Genomic DNA, 1,263 nt, shown 5'->3' on the forward strand with positions numbered 1-1,263 from the left:
ATCCTGATCGTTGTCTGAGCTATTGGTCTTGGTTTGTTCAAACCGGTAGCCGGTGATGGCGGCCTGCAGCTCCAGGCGGTTTACCAGCCGCAGGCGGATCAGGGTGGGTACCGCCAGAGTGGTGGTGTCGGTGTCGCCGCGCTGGCCCAGGGTGGCATCAGGAAGCCCCACCTCAAGCGCCATGTTGTTGTCATGCAGGGTGTCCGGGTTCAGGCCCAGGGAGGGACGCTCGAAGGGCGGAGCCGCCCCGCACAGGGCGGGCACGCTGAGGATCAGCGCAGGTATCCAGCGGAACATGGTCGCTTCACTCCCTGAAGGTGATCCATGATGGATGCCGACCGTATCGTCAGCGGATTCACACTATCACCGTGCAACGGGGTGCCACTATTAGCCAAAAGGACAGGAAATGAGCACTGCAAAGCAGAGCTAGACAAGGTGTCTACAACGGGTAGTATTTTGTAACCTAATGGGCCAGGCAGCAGATGACCCGTGTGAGGGTCTGTGTCAGTCTTGAACGCCACACATACCAATGGGTAGGAAGGAGCGTACTGCTTTTTCCTGCCCGTGAACGGCAGAATAACAAGGTAACGGAGCAAGTTATGAGTAGTCACCTGAACATCCCCCGCAGCGCTTCTGCGGTGGAGTCGTCTCTGGTCATCCACCATATTCTGGAAGCGGGTGTGCGCAAGGCACCGGACCAGACGATTACCTATGGCGACCGCACGTTCACCTACCGCGACCTTAACGAGCGCGTGCACCGCCTGGCCGGGGCGCTGGCGGCCCAGGGCGTGAAGCCCGGTGATACCGTGGCGGTGATGGACTGGGACACCAACCGTTACCTGGAAGCGTTTTTTGCCATCCCGATGATGGGCGCGGTGCTGCATACCGTGAATGTGCGCCTGAGCCCGGAGCAGATTCTCTACACCATCAACCATGCGCAAGATGATGCGATTCTGGTGAACAGTGAATTCCTGCCGATCCTGGAAGAGCTGAAAGACCGTATCGAGCCGGTAAAGACCTACATCCTGCTCGACGACGATGGTGTAAAGGCTAGCGACAGCCTGCCGCTGGCTGGTGAATATGAAGAGCTGCTGGCCAAGGCGCCGGCCCAGTACGATTTCCCCGAGCTGGACGAAAATACCCGCGCCACTACCTTCTATACCACGGGTACCACCGGCTTGCCCAAGGGCGTTTATTTCTCCCATCGCCAGCTGGTGCTGCACACCTTTGCCGGCCGTAACACCATGTCCGGCGTGGGGCAGG

2 protein-coding genes are annotated in these 1,263 nt (G+C 59.1%); one reads left to right on the forward strand and one right to left on the reverse strand.

Annotated elements, in window-relative coordinates; translation table 11 throughout:
• Nucleotides 1-297, reverse strand: a 297-nt coding sequence (locus A3730_RS02375; protein WP_197477236.1) for a hypothetical protein, incomplete at its 3' end; no start/stop codon positions are given.
• A 302-nt stretch (nucleotides 298-599) separates the two neighbouring features.
• On the opposite strand from A3730_RS02375, the gene A3730_RS02380 reads away from it, so the two are divergent.
• Nucleotides 600-1,263: AMP-binding protein (locus A3730_RS02380; RefSeq protein WP_156500816.1), on the forward strand; the 664-nt coding region annotated here is incomplete at its 3' end.

It is taken from the genome of Alcanivorax sp. HI0044 (assembly GCF_001634945.1).